General features: G+C 38.7%; 28 protein-coding genes. All 28 read left to right on the forward strand.

From position 1 onward, the window contains the following. Positions 1–101: 101 nt before the first annotated feature. Complete coding sequence (rpsL, locus tag AEQSU_RS09420; protein ID WP_014782632.1) at positions 102–476, forward strand: 30S ribosomal protein S12; 375 nt, start codon at positions 102–104, stop codon at positions 474–476. 90 nt (positions 477–566) lie between these two features. Further along, positions 567–1,043 carry a 30S ribosomal protein S7 gene (rpsG, locus tag AEQSU_RS09425; protein WP_014782633.1) on the forward strand — a complete coding sequence of 159 codons (477 nt, stop codon included), beginning with the start codon at positions 567–569 and terminating at the stop codon, positions 1,041–1,043. A gap of 3 nt (positions 1,044–1,046) precedes the next feature. Next, complete coding sequence (gene fusA / locus AEQSU_RS09430; RefSeq protein ID WP_014782634.1) at positions 1,047–3,185, forward strand: elongation factor G; 2,139 nt, start codon at positions 1,047–1,049, stop codon at positions 3,183–3,185. A gap of 11 nt (positions 3,186–3,196) precedes the next feature. Then, entirely contained in the window at positions 3,197–3,502 is a 306-nt protein-coding gene (gene rpsJ / locus AEQSU_RS09435; protein WP_010181931.1) for a 30S ribosomal protein S10, read from the forward strand. Positions 3,503–3,750: 248 nt separating this feature from the next. Further along, positions 3,751–4,362 (forward strand): 50S ribosomal protein L3, encoded by a 612-nt coding sequence (gene rplC / locus AEQSU_RS09440; RefSeq protein ID WP_014782635.1) that lies wholly within the window; start codon positions 3,751–3,753, stop codon positions 4,360–4,362. Beyond that, entirely contained in the window at positions 4,362–4,991 is a 630-nt protein-coding gene (gene rplD / locus AEQSU_RS09445) for a 50S ribosomal protein L4 (protein WP_014782636.1), read from the forward strand. Before rplC ends, rplD begins: the two co-directional genes overlap by 1 nt. A 7-nt stretch (positions 4,992–4,998) precedes the next feature. Then, the gene (rplW, locus tag AEQSU_RS09450) at positions 4,999–5,289 is read left to right on the forward strand and encodes a 50S ribosomal protein L23 (RefSeq protein WP_014782637.1); all 291 of its coding nucleotides are present in this window, start codon (positions 4,999–5,001) and stop codon (positions 5,287–5,289) included. 26 nt (positions 5,290–5,315) lie between these two features. After that, positions 5,316–6,140, forward strand: a complete 825-nt coding sequence (rplB, locus tag AEQSU_RS09455) for a 50S ribosomal protein L2 (protein WP_014782638.1) — start codon at positions 5,316–5,318, stop codon at positions 6,138–6,140. Between the two features lie 3 nt (positions 6,141–6,143). Next, a complete protein-coding gene (gene rpsS, locus AEQSU_RS09460) occupies positions 6,144–6,422 on the forward strand; it encodes a 30S ribosomal protein S19 (RefSeq protein ID WP_014782639.1) in 279 nt (92 codons plus the stop codon). Positions 6,423–6,428: 6 nt separating this feature from the next. Beyond that, positions 6,429–6,839 (forward strand): 50S ribosomal protein L22, encoded by a 411-nt coding sequence (gene rplV / locus AEQSU_RS09465; protein ID WP_014782640.1) that lies wholly within the window; start codon positions 6,429–6,431, stop codon positions 6,837–6,839. A gap of 4 nt (positions 6,840–6,843) precedes the next feature. Continuing rightward, complete coding sequence (rpsC, locus tag AEQSU_RS09470) at positions 6,844–7,572, forward strand: 30S ribosomal protein S3 (protein ID WP_014782641.1); 729 nt, start codon at positions 6,844–6,846, stop codon at positions 7,570–7,572. Between the two features lie 18 nt (positions 7,573–7,590). Beyond that, positions 7,591–8,010, forward strand: coding sequence for a 50S ribosomal protein L16 (gene rplP, locus AEQSU_RS09475; RefSeq protein ID WP_014782642.1), 420 nt, complete (start codon positions 7,591–7,593; stop codon positions 8,008–8,010). 12 nt (positions 8,011–8,022) lie between these two features. Continuing rightward, complete coding sequence (gene rpmC / locus AEQSU_RS09480) at positions 8,023–8,214, forward strand: 50S ribosomal protein L29 (protein WP_014782643.1); 192 nt, start codon at positions 8,023–8,025, stop codon at positions 8,212–8,214. Positions 8,215–8,229: 15 nt separating this feature from the next. Further along, positions 8,230–8,493, forward strand: a complete 264-nt coding sequence (gene rpsQ, locus AEQSU_RS09485) for a 30S ribosomal protein S17 (RefSeq protein ID WP_014782644.1) — start codon at positions 8,230–8,232, stop codon at positions 8,491–8,493. Positions 8,494–8,495: 2 nt separating this feature from the next. Next, on the forward strand, positions 8,496–8,864 hold the full coding sequence (gene rplN, locus AEQSU_RS09490) for a 50S ribosomal protein L14 (RefSeq protein ID WP_014782645.1): 369 nt from the start codon (positions 8,496–8,498) through the stop codon (positions 8,862–8,864). Between the two features lie 13 nt (positions 8,865–8,877). Next, complete coding sequence (rplX, locus tag AEQSU_RS09495; RefSeq protein ID WP_014782646.1) at positions 8,878–9,192, forward strand: 50S ribosomal protein L24; 315 nt, start codon at positions 8,878–8,880, stop codon at positions 9,190–9,192. A gap of 2 nt (positions 9,193–9,194) precedes the next feature. Next, positions 9,195–9,746 (forward strand): 50S ribosomal protein L5, encoded by a 552-nt coding sequence (rplE, locus tag AEQSU_RS09500; RefSeq protein ID WP_014782647.1) that lies wholly within the window; start codon positions 9,195–9,197, stop codon positions 9,744–9,746. A gap of 3 nt (positions 9,747–9,749) precedes the next feature. Beyond that, the gene (gene rpsN, locus AEQSU_RS09505; RefSeq protein ID WP_014782648.1) at positions 9,750–10,019 is read left to right on the forward strand and encodes a 30S ribosomal protein S14; all 270 of its coding nucleotides are present in this window, start codon (positions 9,750–9,752) and stop codon (positions 10,017–10,019) included. 128 nt (positions 10,020–10,147) lie between these two features. Further along, entirely contained in the window at positions 10,148–10,549 is a 402-nt protein-coding gene (rpsH, locus tag AEQSU_RS09510) for a 30S ribosomal protein S8 (protein WP_014782649.1), read from the forward strand. A 15-nt stretch (positions 10,550–10,564) separates the two neighbouring features. Beyond that, positions 10,565–11,110 carry a 50S ribosomal protein L6 gene (gene rplF, locus AEQSU_RS09515; protein WP_014782650.1) on the forward strand — a complete coding sequence of 182 codons (546 nt, stop codon included), beginning with the start codon at positions 10,565–10,567 and terminating at the stop codon, positions 11,108–11,110. Between the two features lie 11 nt (positions 11,111–11,121). Continuing rightward, the gene (gene rplR / locus AEQSU_RS09520) at positions 11,122–11,478 is read left to right on the forward strand and encodes a 50S ribosomal protein L18 (RefSeq protein WP_014782651.1); all 357 of its coding nucleotides are present in this window, start codon (positions 11,122–11,124) and stop codon (positions 11,476–11,478) included. A gap of 8 nt (positions 11,479–11,486) precedes the next feature. After that, the gene (gene rpsE / locus AEQSU_RS09525) at positions 11,487–12,011 is read left to right on the forward strand and encodes a 30S ribosomal protein S5 (RefSeq protein ID WP_014782652.1); all 525 of its coding nucleotides are present in this window, start codon (positions 11,487–11,489) and stop codon (positions 12,009–12,011) included. A gap of 11 nt (positions 12,012–12,022) precedes the next feature. After that, positions 12,023–12,202, forward strand: coding sequence for a 50S ribosomal protein L30 (gene rpmD / locus AEQSU_RS09530; RefSeq protein ID WP_014782653.1), 180 nt, complete (start codon positions 12,023–12,025; stop codon positions 12,200–12,202). A gap of 13 nt (positions 12,203–12,215) precedes the next feature. Continuing rightward, positions 12,216–12,668, forward strand: a complete 453-nt coding sequence (rplO, locus tag AEQSU_RS09535) for a 50S ribosomal protein L15 (protein WP_014782654.1) — start codon at positions 12,216–12,218, stop codon at positions 12,666–12,668. A gap of 12 nt (positions 12,669–12,680) precedes the next feature. Next, positions 12,681–14,024, forward strand: coding sequence for a preprotein translocase subunit SecY (secY, locus tag AEQSU_RS09540; RefSeq protein ID WP_014782655.1), 1,344 nt, complete (start codon positions 12,681–12,683; stop codon positions 14,022–14,024). Positions 14,025–14,088: 64 nt separating this feature from the next. Then, positions 14,089–14,304: a translation initiation factor IF-1 gene (infA, locus tag AEQSU_RS09545; protein ID WP_014782656.1), complete on the forward strand. Its 216-nt coding sequence runs from the start codon at positions 14,089–14,091 to the stop codon at positions 14,302–14,304. A 62-nt stretch (positions 14,305–14,366) separates the two neighbouring features. Continuing rightward, positions 14,367–14,483: a type B 50S ribosomal protein L36 gene (gene ykgO, locus AEQSU_RS16370; protein ID WP_009779203.1), complete on the forward strand. Its 117-nt coding sequence runs from the start codon at positions 14,367–14,369 to the stop codon at positions 14,481–14,483. A gap of 3 nt (positions 14,484–14,486) precedes the next feature. Continuing rightward, positions 14,487–14,861, forward strand: a complete 375-nt coding sequence (gene rpsM / locus AEQSU_RS09550; RefSeq protein WP_014782657.1) for a 30S ribosomal protein S13 — start codon at positions 14,487–14,489, stop codon at positions 14,859–14,861. Positions 14,862–14,866: the final 5 nt, after the last annotated feature.

Genomic DNA, 14,866 nt, shown 5'->3' on the forward strand with positions numbered 1-14,866 from the left:
ATTAATTCAGTATGGTTTGATTAATAGAAAAAAAATTCTACATTTGCATCCCCTAAAAATAGGGGTGTTTTATTTTTAAACAGTAATAATACATATTTTATATGCCAACAATTTCACAATTAGTACGTAAAGGAAGGACCAAAATAACCAAGAAGAGTAAATCGGTTGCTTTGGATTCGTGCCCACAACGTCGTGGTGTTTGTACGCGTGTATATACTACTACACCTAAGAAGCCTAACTCTGCAATGCGAAAAGTTGCAAGGGTAAGACTTACAAACGGTAAGGAAGTAAACGCATACATCCCAGGCGAAGGTCACAATCTCCAAGAGCACTCGATAGTATTGGTTAGAGGTGGAAGGGTAAAAGATTTGCCAGGAGTTAGGTATCACATTGTTCGTGGAGCGTTAGACACCGCAGGTGTTGCCGGCCGCACGCAACGTAGATCTAAGTACGGAGCAAAACGCCCTAAAAAGTAGAAACGCAATGCTTGCGTTTTAAGAAAAATGAAAACGGGTTAATCATTAATTGTACGCACAATTAATATTTAACCATTAACAAAACAACAAATGAGAAAAAGACAGGCCAAGAAAAGACCCCTTTTGCCAGATCCAAGGTTTAACGACCAGTTGGTTACACGTTTCGTAAACAACATGATGTGGGATGGAAAAAAGAGTGTGGCTTTCAAAGTTTTCTATGATGCTATTGACATTGTGGATGAAAAGAAACAAGACGACGAAAAAACTGCGTTGGAGCTTTGGAAAGAAGCACTTTCCAATGTTATGCCTCACGTAGAGGTTCGTAGCCGTAGAGTTGGTGGGGCAACCTTCCAAATACCTATGCAAATTCGTCCAGACCGTAAAATTGCAACCGCAATGAAATGGTTAATTAACTATTCAAGAAAAAGAAACGAGAAGTCCATGGCCGCAAAACTTGCAGGTGAGATTCTTGCTGCTGCCAAAGAAGAAGGCGCTGCTGTTAAGAAACGTATGGATACTCACAAAATGGCAGAAGCTAACAAAGCATTCTCACATTTCAGATTCTAAAAAATGGCACAAAGAGATTTAAAATACACAAGAAATATCGGGATTGCTGCGCATATTGATGCTGGTAAAACCACAACTACAGAGCGTATCCTTTTTTATACAGGGGTAAGCCATAAACTTGGAGAGGTTCACGATGGAGCCGCAACTATGGACTGGATGGAGCAAGAACAGGAGCGTGGTATTACCATTACTTCAGCGGCTACTACTTGTATATGGAAGTTTCCAATGGAAAATGCTGAGCCTACTCCAGAAACAAAAGATTATAACTTTAATATTATTGACACTCCTGGTCACGTGGATTTTACCGTTGAGGTAAATCGCTCACTTAGGATTCTTGATGGATTAGTGTTCTTGTTTAGTGCGGTAGATGGTGTAGAGCCACAGTCTGAAACTAACTGGAGACTTGCGGATAATTATAAAGTACCTCGTATTGGTTTCGTTAACAAAATGGACCGTTCAGGAGCTAACTTTTTAGCTGTTTGTCAACAAGTAAAAGATATGTTAGGTTCCAACGCGGTGCCAATCGTATTGAATATTGGTGATGAAGCAGACTTCAGAGGAATAGTAGATTTGGTGAAAAACCGAGCCATTATTTTTCACGATGAATCATTCGGTGCTACTTTTGATGTTGTGCCAATTCCTGAAGATTTGAAAGCTGAGGTTAAAGAATTGCGTGGCAAATTAATTGAAGAGGTTGCTGCTTACGATGAAAATCTGCTTGAAAAATATATGGAGGATGAAGATTCCATAACTGAAGATGAAATCCACGCTGCACTTCGTGCTGCCGTTATGGATATGTCTATAATTCCAATGGTATGTGGTTCTTCATTTAAAAATAAAGGTGTTCAGTTTCTTTTAGATGCTGTATGTCGTTACTTACCAGCTCCAACCGACAAAGAAGGTATTATAGGTATTAACCCTGATACTGATAAAGAAGAAATACGTAGACCAGATGTTAAGGAGCCTTTCGCGGCACTAGCATTTAAGATTGCAACAGATCCTTTTGTAGGTCGCTTGGCTTTCTTCCGCGTTTACTCTGGTCATTTGGATGCAGGTTCTTACATTTTGAACAACCGTTCAGGAAAAAAAGAACGAATTTCTCGTATCTACCAAATGCACGCTAACAAACAAAATGCTATCGATTTTATTGAAGCAGGAGATATTGGAGCAGCAGTTGGATTTAAGGATATTAAGACGGGTGACACCATGACTGATGAAAAACATCCTATTGTTTTGGAGAGTATGGACTTCCCAGATCCAGTTATTGGTATTGCTGTGGAGCCTAAAACAAAAGTTGATGTTGATAAATTAGGTATGGCTCTGTCAAAATTGGCAGAAGAAGACCCAACATTCCAAGTGCGTACAGACGAAGCTTCTGGGCAAACTATTATTTCAGGAATGGGAGAGCTTCACTTAGATGTTCTTATAGATCGTTTACGTCGTGAATTCAAAGTTGAAGTAAATCAAGGTCAGCCTCAGGTTGAATATAAAGAAGCAGTAACAAAAACTGCAGATCATAGAGAAGTTTACAAAAAGCAATCTGGTGGTCGTGGTAAATTTGCTGATATTGTATTTACTTTGGGTCCAGTAGATGAAGAAGATGCTAAAGAAGGTCTTGTATTTGTTAACGCTGTAAAAGGTGGTAACGTGCCAAAAGAATTTATTCCTTCAGTTGAAAAAGGTTTCAAACAAGCAATGATCAATGGTCCACTTGCAGGTTTTGAAGTTGATAGTATGAAGGTTACTTTAAAAGATGGATCTTTCCACCCTGTGGATTCTGATGCATTATCTTTTGAGCTGGCTGCAAAAATTGGTTTCAAAGAAGTTGCCAAAAAAGCAGGAGCTGTAATTATGGAGCCTATTATGAAAATAGAGGTAATTACTCCAGAAGAAAACATGGGTGATATTGTTGGTGACCTTAACCGTCGTCGTGGTACCATCACTAACATGGGTGACCGTGCAGGAGCAAAAGTAATAAAAGGTGAAGTGCCTCTTTCTGAAATGTTCGGTTATGTAACCACTTTAAGAACATTATCATCAGGCCGTGCAACTTCAACTATGGAATTTTCACACTACGCTCAAACACCTTCAAATATTTCTGAAGATGTAATAGCAAAAGCAAGAGGAACCGCTAACGAATAATAATTTCAGCAATGAGTCAAAAAATAAGAATTAAACTAAAATCTTACGATCACAATTTGGTGGATAAATCTGCTGAAAAAATCGTTAAGACCGTAAAGAGTACTGGAGCTGTAGTAACAGGACCAATTCCTTTACCAACACATAAAAAAATATTTACAGTATTACGTTCTCCACACGTGAACAAGAAAAGTAGAGAACAATTCCAATTAAGTTCATACAAAAGACTTTTGGATATCTACAGTTCTTCTTCAAAAACAATTGACGCTCTAATGAAATTGGAGTTGCCAAGTGGTGTAGAAGTAGAGATTAAAGTATAAATTCCCGCGAAGGCGGGAATCTCATCGAGCCATTGACTGGCCATCGAAGAGACCCCTGCCTTTGCAGGGGTGGAAATGTCCTCAACGATGGTTGTGGAAAAACGGAAAACAAAATAACATTCAGGGTTGAATTTATTTTGACCCTGTTTGTTTTTCAGTAGGTGCGCAATTTATCGCGTTCAATTAAGGAAGATTGTGATTTATCACATTTCAAATAAATAATATTAATAATCAATAAATAATTAAATATGTCTGGGTTAATTGGAAGAAAGATAGGGATGACCAGCATCTTTGACGAGAACGGAAAGAACATTCCGTGTACCGTTATAGAAGCAGGACCCTGTGTTGTCACCCAAGTCAGAACCATAGAGGTTGACGGGTACAATGCTCTTCAACTTGGTTTCGATGACAAGAAGACTGTAACTAAAGCTGCCGAAGGGCACGCCAAAAAAGCAGGAACCGTTGCAAAACGCAAAGTTGTTGAATTCAAGGGATTTGAAGAAAAATACAAATTAGGTGACACAATTACTGTGGAGCATTTTATCGAGGGAGAATTCGTGGATATCGCGGGTACTTCTAAAGGTAAAGGTTTCCAAGGGGTTGTTAAACGTCACGGTTTTGCTGGTGTTGGTCAAGCGACTCACGGTCAGCACAACCGTTTGCGTGCACCAGGTTCTATTGGAGCTGCATCATATCCTGCGAGAGTTTTCAAAGGAATGAGAATGGCGGGCCAAATGGGGAACGAAAGAGTAAAAGTTGAAAATTTAAAAGTTTTGAAAGTAGTTCCTGAAAAGAATCTACTTGTGGTAAAAGGAGCAGTTCCTGGCCATAAAAACGCTTATGTAATGATCGAGAAATAATGAAGGTAGCTGTATTAGACATAAACGGAAAAGACACAGGTCGGAAAGTTGAACTTTCTGCAGATGTGTTCGGAATAGAGCCTAACACTCACGCGGTTTATCTTGATGTGAAGCAATATCTTGCCAATCAAAGACAAGGAACTCACAAAGCTAAAGAACGTGCTGAGATCTCTGGTTCTACCAGAAAGATAAAGAAACAAAAAGGAACTGGTACTGCTCGTGCGGGTAGCATCAAGTCTGGTGTATTTAAAGGTGGTGGTAGAATGTTTGGACCTCGTCCACGTAGCTACTCTTTTAAATTGAACAAAAACCTAAAGCGTTTGGCACGTAAATCTGCCCTATCGATGAAGGCGAATGATAAAGCAATTTTTGTATTAGAAGACCTAAGTTTTGATGCTCCAAAAACCAAAAGTTTTACGGCAGTTTTAAACAGTTTAGGACTAAATGACAAAAAATCTTTATTTGTGTTGGGAGACTTAAATAATAATGTATATTTGTCCTCTCGCAATTTGAAAGGTACTGAAGTTATAACTAACTCACAATTAAGTACTTATAAAATTATGAATGCAAACAGTTTAGTGCTGTTTGAAGGTTCTTTGGAAGGAATTGAAACAAACTTAAGTAAATAGAAACAAGATGAACATCTTAATTAAACCTATAATTACGGAAAAAGCTACTAAAGATGCTGAAGACAAGAATGTTTTTGGCTTTGTAGTAAACCCAAAGGCGAATAAGGTAGAAATCAAGAAAGCGGTGGAAGCTGCTTACGGAGTTTCTGTTGAAAAAGTTCGCACAATGAATGTCCGCCCCAATAGGAAGACCCGTTTTACAAAAACAGGTGTCCAAACTGGTAAAACGAATGCTTACAAAAAAGCAATCGTACAGGTGGCGGAAGGTGATACAATAGATTTTTACAGTAACATCTAAGATAACTTAGATTTAATTAGACACAAATGTCAGTAAGAAAATTAAAACCAATCACCCCAGGTCAGCGTTTTAGAGTTGTAAATGGTTTCGACGCCATTACAACTGATAAGCCGGAAAAGTCTTTACTTGTTCCGAACAAACGATCTGGTGGTCGAAATAGTACAGGTAAGATGACCATGCGCTACATAGGTGGTGGTCACAAGAAAAAATATCGAATTATCGATTTTAAACGCGACAAAGCGGGAATTCCTGCAACTGTTGCTAGTATTCAATACGATCCAAACCGTACTGCATTTATTGCACTTTTAAACTATCAAGATGGTGAAAAGCGATATGTAATTGCACAAAACGGACTACAAGTTGGTCAAAACATCCTTTCTGGTGAGGCAGTAGCTCCCGAAATTGGAAATGCAATGGCTCTTTCAGCTATTCCATTAGGTACAATTATTTCTTGCATCGAACTTCGTCCAGGACAAGGTGCTATTATGGCTAGAAGTGCTGGTGCTTTCGCACAACTTATGGCTCGTGATGGAAAATTTGCTACCGTTAAACTTCCTTCAGGTGAAACCCGATTAATTTTGGTAAACTGTATGGCTACCATTGGTGCCGTTTCAAACAGTGACCACCAATTATTAGTATCTGGTAAAGCTGGTAGAAGCAGATGGTTAGGAAGAAGACCACGTACAAGACCAGTAGTGATGAACCCAGTAGATCACCCAATGGGTGGTGGTGAAGGTAAATCTTCAGGAGGTCACCCACGTTCTAGAAAAGGTATCCCTGCAAAAGGTTACAGAACCCGTACTAAAACGAAAGCAAGTAATAAATATATCTTAGAACGAAGAAAGAAATAAGTTATGGCAAGATCGTTAAAAAAAGGACCATTCGTTCATTATAAACTAGACAAGAAAGTTCAACAAAATGTTGATGATAACAAGAAGACCGTAATCAAAACTTGGTCACGTGCTTCTATGATTACACCAGATTTCGTTGGCCAAACCATCGCTGTTCACAACGGACGTCAATTCGTCCCTGTATATGTAACAGAAAACATGGTTGGGCATAAACTAGGAGAATTTTCACCTACAAGATCATTCCGTGGTCATTCAGGTGCTAAAAATAAAGGTAAAAAATAATAGGCCATGGGAGTTCGTAAAAGAGAAAGAGCAGAAGCAATCAAAGAAGCAAAGAAGACACAATACTTTGCCAAATTGAACAATTGCCCCACTTCACCAAGAAAAATGCGTTTAATGGCAGACTTGGTACGTGGTGAGAAAATAGACAAAGCACTTAATATTTTGAAGTTTAGTTCAAAAGAATCTTCACGCAAATTGGAGAAACTACTTTTGTCTGCCATCAATAACTGGCAACAAAAAAACGAAGACGCTTCAGTAGAAGATGCAGATCTTTTTGTTAAGGAAATCCGAGTGGATGGTGGAACAATGTTGAAAAGACTTCGTCCAGCACCGCAAGGCCGCGCACACAGAATTAGAAAGCGCTCCAACCACGTAACACTGGTATTGGCAGCTAACGATAACACACAAAGCAATTAATTAAATGGGACAGAAGACAAATCCAATCGGAAATCGCCTGGGTATCATTAGAGGTTGGGAATCCAACTGGTACGGAGGCAACGACTACGGCGATAAACTTGCCGAAGACGACAAGATCAGGAAATACATCCACGCTCGTTTAAGTAAAGCTAGTGTGAGTAGAGTAATTATTGAGCGTACGCTTAAGCTTGTAACCGTTACTATAACCACGGCCCGTCCCGGTATCATTATCGGAAAAGGTGGTCAGGAAGTAGACAAGCTAAAAGAAGAGCTTAAAAAAATTACAGATAAAGAGGTACAGATCAACATTCACGAGATTAAAAGACCTGAGCTTGATGCATTTTTGGTAGCTGCAAGTATTGCACGCCAAATTGAAAGTCGTATTTCATACCGTCGTGCTATTAAAATGGCAATCGCGGCAACAATGCGAATGAATGCTGAAGGTATTAAGGTGCAAATCTCAGGACGTTTGAATGGCGCTGAAATGGCACGTTCAGAATCTTACAAAGAAGGTCGTATCCCGTTATCAACTTTTAGAGCCGATATTGACTACGCTTTAGTTGAGGCACACACTACTTATGGTAGATTGGGTGTTAAAGTATGGATTATGAAAGGCGAAGTATATGGAAAGAGAGAACTTTCCCCACTTGTTGGTCTATCGACTGGCAAAAAGAGTGGTGGTAAAGGAGCTCCAGCAGGACGCGGTGGCAACAAAGCACGTCGCAGAAAGTAATTTTTTAAATAGAAGAAAATGTTACAACCTAAAAGAACAAAGTACCGTAAGCAAATGAAAGGTCGTATGAAAGGCGATGCCGGACGTGGCAACCAGCTAGCATACGGAACCTTCGGTATAAAATCGTTGGAATCAGAATTTCTTACAGCAAGACAAATAGAAGCTGCACGTATTGCCGCTACTCGTTTTATGAAGAGAGAAGGTTCTATCTGGATTATGATTTTTCCAGATAAGCCAATTACCAAAAAACCTCTTGAAGTACGTATGGGTAAAGGTAAAGGTGCTGTAGAATATTACGCAGCTGTAGTAAAACCAGGAAGAATGCTTTTCGAAGTATCTGGTGTTACCCTTGAAACAGCAAAAGAAGCTTTGCGTCTTGCAGCACAAAAGCTTCCAGTTAAAACCAAATTTGTAATGTCTAGGGATTTCCAAGCATAATTTTTTTGACAAATGAAACAATCAGAAATAAAAAAAGCATCAACGGCTGAACTTAATGAAGCGTTCGCTGAATCAAGAAAGGCTTATTCAGACCTTAAAATGGCTCACACCATTTCACCGTTGGAAAATCCAATTCAACTAAGATCCCACAGAAGGGTGATAGCAAGAATAGCGACGGAACTAACTAATAGAGAAGTGCAATAATTGTACAGCTGAAAGATGGAAGAAATTAAAAGAAACTTAAGAAAAGAACGTATAGGTGTAGTAACCAGCAACAAAATGGACAAGTCTATTGTAGTTGCAGAAGTGAAAAAAGTAAAACACCCTATGTACGGAAAGTTCGTGTTGAAAACGAAGAAATACGTAGCACACGACGAGACAAACAACTGCAACGAAGGCGATACAGTAAAGATCATGGAAACAAGACCTTTGAGTAAAACCAAATGTTGGAGATTAGTAGAAATAATTGAAAGAGCGAAGTAATTATGTTACAACAAGAATCAAGACTCAGAGTCGCAGATAATACCGGTGCTAAAGAAGTTCTTTGCATCCGTGTATTAGGCGGAACCAAAAGAAGATATGCTTCTATTGGAGACAAGATTGTAGTTTCTGTAAAAGAAGCAACGCCAAACGGAAACATTAAGAAAGGTGCTGTTTCTACAGCAGTCGTTGTACGTACTGCTAAGGAAATAAGAAGACCAGATGGTTCTTACATCCGTTTTGACGATAACGCTTGTGTACTTTTGAACCCACAGGGTGAAATGAGAGGAACACGTGTTTTCGGACCAGTAGCAAGAGAGCTTCGCGACAAGCAATTTATGAAAATAGTATCATTAGCACCAGAAGTGCTTTAATATGAAAACTAAGATGACAAAGCTTAAAATAAAATCAGGCGATACAGTAGTAGTTACTGCCGGAGACCACAAAGGTTCTGAAGGTAAAGTGATGAAAATACTCCTTGACAAAAACAAAGCAATCGTAGAAGGAGTAAATATGGTTTCTAAACATGAGAAGCCAAGTGCAAAAAACCCTCAAGGTGGAATTGCAAAAAAAGAAGCTCCTATCCATATTTCAAACCTTTCATTGGTTGATCCAAAATCTGGAAAAGCAACACGTGTAGGTTACAAAACTGAAAATGGTAAAAAAGTGCGATTTTCAAAACAATCGAATCAAGCAATATAGTTATGGCATATACACCAAGACTTAAAGAAGAGTACAAAAGCAGAGTGGTAAATTCACTTACTGACGAATTTGGTTACAAAAACGTTATGCAGGTACCAAAATTGGAGCGTATTGTTGTTTCCCGCGGTGTGGGTGCAGCAGTAGCAGACAAGAAACTTATAGACTATTCAGTTGATGAATTTTCTAAGATAACCGGGCAAAAAGCAATTTCAACAAACTCTAAAAAAGACGTTGCAAACTTCAAACTTCGTAAAGGCATGCCAATTGGTGTGAAAGTTACGTTGCGTGGAGAACGTATGTACGAATTTTTAGACAGATTAGTTACTTCAGCTTTGCCAAGGGTACGTGACTTTAACGGAATTAAAGCAACAGGTTTTGACGGAAGAGGAAATTACTCTTTAGGAATTACCGAACAAATTATCTTCCCAGAAATCGATATCGATAAAGTGAAGAAAATTGAAGGTATGAATATTACGTTCATCACTTCTGCTGCTACCGATAAAGAAGCGAAATCATTATTACAAGAATTGGGATTACCCTTTAAAAAGAACTAAGAGATGGCTAAAGAATCAATGAAAGCCCGCGAGGTTAAGAGACAAGCAACGGTATTGAAGTATGCTGCCAAACGTAAAGCTTTGAAAGAAGCTGGCGATTGGGAAGGTTTACAAAAACTACCAAAAAATGCCTCACCTGTACGTTTGCACAACCGTTGCAAATTAACAGGAAGACCTAGAGGATATATGAGAACTTTTGGTATTTCACGTGTAACTTTCCGTGAAATGGCAAATTCTGGGTTAATTCCTGGAGTGCGTAAAGCATCTTGGTAAGATAAATTAGGAACGCGATGCGTGGTTTACATTTGTAGGCGCGCGATTAATCGCGGGCCTAGCGAAAAAAGTATAAACTGGTTGTAGGTTTGGGATAATCCAAAAACCACTTCCGCAATTTTAAATAAATGAATACAGATCCAATTTCAGATTATCTAACGCGAGTTAGAAATGCTGCGAAAGCCGGACATCGCGTAGTAGAGATTCCAGCTTCAAACCTAAAAAAGGAGATTACAAAAATCCTTTTTGATCAAGGTTACATTTTAAGCTACAAATTTGATGACGAAAGTACCCCACAAGGTATCATCAAAATAGCTTTAAAATATGACAAGGTTTCTAAAGAATCCGTGATCAAGAAAATTCAAAGAATCAGTAAACCCGGTTTACGTAAATACGCAGGTTCAACAGAACTTCCTCGCGTGCTTAACGGTCTTGGTATTGCTATTGTTTCTACTTCTTCTGGAGTAATGACTGGCAAACAAGCTAAAGCACAAAATGTAGGTGGTGAAGTATTGTGTTACGTTTACTAAAAAATAGACAAAGAAATGTCAAGAATAGGTAAAAACCCGGTAGCAATCCCACAAGGAGTTACAGTTGATGTAAAAGACAACGTAATTACCGTAAAAGGAAAATTAGGCGAGTTATCTCAGGAGTTTGATTCTGATTTAACCGTGAAAGTAGAAGATGGCCAAGTATTGGTAGAACGTCCTTCAGATTCTAAAGACCATACTGCAAAGCACGGTCTTTATAGATCTTTAATCAATAATATGATTGAAGGCGTAAGCAACGGATGGACCAAATCTTTAGAATTGGTAGGTGTGGGTTACCGCGCTAGCAACCAAGGACAAAAATTAGATTTGGCTTTAGGATTTTCACACAACATCGTTTTGGAAATTGCTCCAGAAGTAAATGTGGAAACTATATCTGATAAAGGTAAAAACCCAATCGTAAAACTAACGTCACACGACAAACAATTAGTAGGACAAGTAGCAGCGAAAATTCGCGCTTTCCGCAGACCAGAACCTTACAAAGGAAAAGGTATTAAGTTTGTAGGTGAACAATTAAGAAGAAAAGCAGGTAAATCTGCATAACAAATAGAGTTATGGCATTATCAAAATACGAAAGAAGAGAGCGCTTGCGCATGCGAATCAGAAAAACGGTTGACGGAACTGAAAGTCGTCCTCGTTTGGCTGTTTTCCGCAGTAACAAAGAAATATACGCTCAGATTATTGACGATGTAAATGGTAAGACAATTACTGCTGCATCTTCAAGAGATAAAGACATTGACGCTTCAAAAGTAAATAAAGTTGAAGCTGCAAAATTAGTAGGAAAGGCAATCGCAGAAAAAGCTGTTAAAGCAGGTGTTGAAACCATCGCTTTTGACAGAGGCGGTTACCTATACCACGGAAGAGTAAAATCATTAGCTGAAGGTGCACGCGAAGGTGGCCTTAAATTCTAAGTAACATTATGTATCAAGATTATAAAAACGTAGAATTAGTAAAACCAGGAGGTCTTGAATTGAAAGATCGTTTGGTAGGTGTACAACGTGTAACCAAGGTGACCAAAGGTGGTCGTGCTTTCGGATTTTCAGCTATCGTAGTTGTTGGTGACGAAAAAGGTGTGGTAGGACAAGGTCTTGGGAAATCCAAGGACGTTGCAAGCGCAATAGCAAAAGCTATTGAAGATGCAAAGAAAAACTTGGTTCGTATTCCACTTAACAAAGTGACACTTCCACACGAACAAAAAGGTAAATATGGTGGAGCTCGTGTAAACCTTCTTCCAGCTGCCCCTGGTACTGGAGTTATTGCTGGTGGTGCTGTACGTGCCGTATTGGAAGCAGTAGGAGTTCACGATGTATTATCAAAATCTCAAGGATCTTCTAACCCACACAATGTGGTAAAAGCAACTTTTGATGCTCTTTTGCAAATGCGAAGTGCACAAACTGTAGCTGACCAAAGAGGAATTTCACTTGAAAAAGTATTCAAAGGATAAATATCAGAGCGATGGCAAAAATTAAAGTAACAAAGGTAAGAAGCGTTATAAAACGCCCGAAAAACCAAAAAAGAATCATGGAATCTTTGGGTCTTCACAAGATGAACCAAACGGTAGAGCATGATGATACGCCAAGCGTACTTGGTATGATCAATAAAGTTAATCACTTAGTTTCTGTTGAAACTAAATAAGTACACACAAAAAATGGATTTAAGTAACTTACAACCCGCCGCTGGATCGGTGAAAAATCAAGGCAAGCGAGTAGGTCGCGGACAAGGTTCTGGAAAAGGTGGCACTGCTACCCGTGGACATAAAGGAGCAAAATCACGTTCAGGTTATTCCAAGAAAATTGGATTTGAAGGTGGACAAATGCCCCTACAACGTCGTGTACCTAAGTTTGGATTTACAAACATCAACCGTAAGGAGTATAAAGGTATCAACATTGATACCCTACAACAATTGGTTGACGACAAGAAAATAAATGATGCCGTTGACTTTGTAACCTTATTTGGTTTAGGTCTTGCTGGAAAGAATGAAATGGTGAAGATTTTAGGAAGAGGAGAGTTAAAGGCAAAATTAAAAGTATCTGCACACAAGTTCACTGCCTCAGCAAAAGAAGCTATTGAAGCTGCTGGAGGTGAAGTAGTAACATTGTAACAAAAGATAAGGATGAAATTTATTGATACCTTAAAAAACGTTTGGAATATAGAAGAGTTGCGTAATCGCATCTTGCTTACTTTGGGAATGCTTTTGGTATACCGTTTTGGTGCACAAGTAGTATTGCCAGGTATTGATGCAGATATGCTAGCACAGTTTGCAGGTCAATTTAATGCCGGTGGTATTGGTGGATTGCTAAACGCATTTACTGGAGGGGCTTTTGCCAATGCTTCTGTTTTTGCATTGGGTATTATGCCATACATTTCTGCTTCTATTGTGGTTCAATTGATGCAGATTGCTGTTCCTTATCTTCAGAAATTACAGAAAGAAGGAGAAAGTGGTCGTAAAAAAATCAACCAGATTACCCGTTGGTTAACCATCGGTATCTGTTTGGTACAAGCGCCAAGTTATCTTGCAGGTCTTCCAGCAATGGGAGTGCCAGCAGAAGCTTTCATAATGGGACAAAGTTTTATGTTCTACTTCTCTTCAGTAATAATACTGGTAACTGGAACAATTTTTGCAATGTGGTTGGGTGAAAAGATTACCGATAAAGGTATTGGTAACGGTATTTCCATACTTATTATGGTTGGTATCATTGCACGTTTACCACAATCTTTTGCACAGGAATTTGTTTCAAGAGTAATGGAATCAAATGGAGGTTTGATTATGATTCTTATTGAATTGGTTATCTGGTTCGTAATTATATTACTATCAATTATGTTGGTAATGGCAGTGCGTAAGATACCTGTTCAATATGCAAGAAGAACAGCAAGCGGAGGCTATGAAAAGAATATTTTTGGAGCGCGTCAGTTCATTCCATTAAAGTTGAATGCTTCTGGAGTAATGCCAATCATCTTTGCGCAAGCAATTATGTTTGTACCTTCAGCGGTTGCAAGTCTTTCTGATAGCGATATGGCACAAGGTATTCAGGCTACATTTAGTGATATCTTTGGATTCTGGTACAATTTGGTTTTCGCTGTTTTGATTATCATATTTACCTACTTCTATACGGCCATCACGGTTCCAACCAATAAAATGGCGGACGACCTTAAACGTAGTGGTGGTTTTATTCCAGGTATCAAACCAGGATCACAAACTGCGGAGTATTTAGACAAAATTATGTCTCAAATAACACTTCCAGGTTCTGTCTTTTTAGCTTTGATTGCAATTTCTCCGGCCTTTGTGGTAAAGTTGATGGGAATCCAGCAAGGTTGGGCATTATTTTATGGTGGTACTTCACTTCTAATTATGGTAGGTGTGGCTATAGATACTATGCAGCAAATAAACTCATATTTATTGAACCGTCATTATGATGGATTGATGAAAAGCGGGAAAAACAGAAAAGCGGTAGCTTAAAAATAAGTTTACAGTCGCAGTTGAATGTATTAATAATAACAATAAAGAATAGACGATTTATTAAATGGCAAAACAAAGCGCAATAGAACAAGATGGTAGTATAGTGGAAGCACTATCAAACGCAATGTTCCGTGTGGAACTAGAAAACGGTCACGTTGTTACGGCACATATTTCTGGTAAAATGCGAATGCACTACATTAAATTGTTGCCAGGAGATAAAGTAAAGCTTGAAATGAGTCCTTACGACTTGACGAAAGCGAGAATAACATACAGATATTAATCCCGATAACTATCGGGACGAACCTCACGGTTCATTGAATAATAAATAATAAACAAGAACAGATGAAAGTTAGAGCATCCGTAAAGAAAAGAAGTGCCGACTGCAAGATTGTACGCAGAAAAGGCAGATTATATGTAATTAACAAAAAGAACCCAAAGTTCAAACAAAGACAAGGATAAGTTATGGCAAGAATCGCAGGTGTAGATATCCCGAAGCACAAAAGGGGTGTAATCGCGTTAACGTATATCTTCGGAATCGGTAAAAGCCGTGCCCAAGATATTCTGAAAAAAGCCGAGGTTAACGAAGACAAAAAAGTAAGTGAATGGAACGATGATGAAATCGGTGCTATTCGTGATGCTGTTGGATCTTTCAAAATCGAAGGTGAATTACGTAGTGAAGTTCAATTAAGTATTAAACGCTTAATGGATATTGGTTGTTACAGAGGTATTCGTCACAGATCGGGTCTTCCTTTAAGAGGACAACGTACTAAGAATAACTCTCGTACAAGAAAAGGAAAACGTAAAACTGTTGCTAACAAGAAAAAAGCAACTAAATAAAACCT

It is taken from the genome of Aequorivita sublithincola DSM 14238 (assembly GCF_000265385.1).
GTDB classification, from domain to species: Bacteria; Bacteroidota; Bacteroidia; order Flavobacteriales; family Flavobacteriaceae; genus Aequorivita; species Aequorivita sublithincola.